Annotated in this window: 2 protein-coding genes; one reads left to right on the forward strand and one right to left on the reverse strand. The window is 74.8% G+C overall.

Translation table 11 applies throughout. From position 1 onward, the window contains the following. Positions 1–163 precede the first annotated feature (163 nt). On the forward strand, positions 164–1,675 hold the full coding sequence (locus L0B03_RS16500; RefSeq protein WP_308200106.1) for a CCA tRNA nucleotidyltransferase: 1,512 nt from the start codon (positions 164–166) through the stop codon (positions 1,673–1,675). A gap of 3 nt (positions 1,676–1,678) precedes the next feature. Here L0B03_RS16500 and L0B03_RS16505 read toward each other — a convergent pair. Next, a partial coding sequence (locus tag L0B03_RS16505; protein WP_250447900.1) for an MFS transporter occupies positions 1,679–2,576 on the reverse strand: 898 nt, incomplete at its 5' end.

Here is a 2,576-nt window from a genome sequence, read left to right on the forward strand (position 1 = left end):
GATGCGCAGCGCGTGCCCACCCGGCGGCGTGGGCACGGGGCCCGGCCTGGGACGAGGAGCGGCGCTGGACATGCCGACACTGTAACGACCGCCACTGCGCCGTCCCCACCGCGCGCACCTCCCGGGTGGGGCCGGGGGCGGGGCGTCTGGCAGGCTCGTGGTCGTGCCCACCTCCTCGTCCTCCCCGGGTTCCGACCTGCTCGCGCTGCAGCGTCGCGCCCTGCAGGTCCTCGCCGACCTGGCCCCCGCAGCCCTCGAGCTCGGCGAGGTCTTCGCGGCGGCGGGGCACGAGCTCGCCCTCGTCGGCGGGCCCGTGCGCGACGCCTTCCTCGGCCGGGTCAGCGCCGATCTCGACTTCGCGACCTCGGCCTCCCCGGACCAGACCGAGCGGCTTCTCGCGCGCTGGGGCGACGCCCACTGGGACATCGGCAAGGCCTTCGGCACCATCGGCGCCCGCCGGCACGCCCGCCCGGCCGGTCCCGGCGCGGAGGCGAGGCCCGACGTCGTCGTCGAGGTCACCACCTACCGCACCGACGCCTACGAGTCCGGCTCGCGCAAGCCCGACGTCGTCTTCGGCGACACCCTCGAGGGCGACCTCTCGCGGCGGGACTTCACCGTCAACGCCATGGCCGTGCGGCTGCCCTCGCTGACCTTCGTCGACCCCTTCGACGGGCTGGCCGATCTCGCAGCCCGCCGCCTGCGCACCCCCGTCACGGCTGAGCAGTCCTTCGACGACGACCCGCTGCGGATGATGCGGGCCGCCAGGTTCGCCGCCCAGCTCGGGTTCGACCTGACGCCGGACGTGCGCGCCGCCGTCGAGGCCATGGCCGGGCGGATCGAGATCGTCTCGGCCGAGCGGGTCCGTGACGAGCTGGTCAAGCTGATGCTCGCGACCGACCCGCGCCCCGGGCTCGAGGTGCTGGTCGAGACCGGCCTCGCCGAGCACGTGCTGCCCGAGCTGCCGGCCCTGCGGCTCGAGATCGACGAGCACCACCGGCACAAGGACGTCTACCAGCACTCGCTGACCGTCCTGGCCCAGGCCATCGACCTCGAGACCGGGACCCACGAGCAGCCCACCGGCCCCGTGCCCGGCCCCGACCTGGTGCTGCGCCTCGCGGCCCTGCTGCACGACATCGGCAAGCCCCCGACCCGCCGCTTCGAGCCCGGCGGCGGCGTGAGCTTCCACCACCACGAGGTGGTCGGCGCCAAGATGGCCGCCCGCCGGCTCAAGGCCCTGCGCTTCGACAAGGAGACCGTCCAGGCCGTCGCCCGGCTCACCGAGCTGCACCTGCGCTTCCACGGCTACGGGGACGGCGCCTGGACCGACTCGGCCGTCCGTCGCTACGTCACCGACGCCGGTCCCCACCTCGAGCGCCTGCACCGGCTGACCCGCTCGGACTGCACCACCCGCAACCGGCGCAAGGCTGACCGCCTCTCCTTCGCCTACGACGACCTCGAGCACCGCATCGCCGAGCTCCGCGAGAAGGAGTCCCTGGCCGCGATCCGCCCCGACCTCGACGGCCAGCAGATCATGGAAATCCTCGGCATCAGCCCCGGCCCGCAGGTCGGCCAGGCGTACAAGCACCTGCTCGAGCTGCGCATGGAGCTCGGGCCGCGGACCCCCGAGGAGGCCGAGGCCGACCTGCGTGCCTGGTGGGCGGCGCAGCAGAGCTGAGGCTCAGCGCGGGCGGGCGCCGTCGTCGGGCTCGGGCACGAACGTCCCCGCGGCCGCCCCCGCACGGACCGTACCCACGCGGTAGCCCACCGCCGCGAGCACGTAGGCCACGGCGATGCCCGCGAAGACCCCGCGCGACCATCCGGTGTCCGGCAGAGCGACCGCGGCCAGGGCGGCGGCCGCGACGAAGGCCGCGTTGTAGAGCATGTCGTACAGGGAGAAGGCTCGGCCCCGGTAGTCGTCGTGGGTGTCGCGCTGGACGATCGTGTCCACCGCGATCTTGGCCCCCTGCACCGCGAGGCCCAGCAGCACCGCGCTCGCGGCGACCACGCCGAAGGTCGGGGTGGTGGTCAGCACCACCTGGCTCACCGCCCCCAGGCCCAGGCACACGAGGATCCAGGTGGCCGGGGTCATCCGCTCGTGGGCCAGCGGGGTCAGCAGGATCGCGAGGCCGTTGCCGGCGAAGGAGATCCCGGTGAGCAGCCCGAACGTCGCCAGGCCAGCGTCGGCGTCGGCCGGGTCCGCGAGCAGGTTGCGGGAGATGAGGATCAGCGCGATGAAGTTCGCGCCGTAGAGGAAGCGGTGCACGGCCATGACCCCGAGGCCCAGCCCGGGGGTGCGGCGCCGGACGAGGTAGCGGGCGCCGTCGACCAGGTCGGTGACGGTGGCGCGCAGCTCGTTCGCCAGCGGTGCGGCGCGACCGACGGGTCCGAGCTGGTCCCGGCCCAGGCGCAGCGCGAGGGCCGAGGCCCCGGCGAAGAGCAGCGCCGCGGCGACCAGGACCACGCCGTCCTCGCCGCGCCCGGCGGGGATCAGCCAGCCGATGAGCAGGCCCAGCCCCGCGCCGACCACCGCCGAGACGGCCCCGAGGGGCGGCGTCAGCGCGTTGGGGATGAGCAGC

This window comes from Actinotalea sp. C106 (genome assembly GCF_023630195.1).
Taxonomy (GTDB): Bacteria; Actinomycetota; Actinomycetes; order Actinomycetales; family Cellulomonadaceae; genus Actinotalea.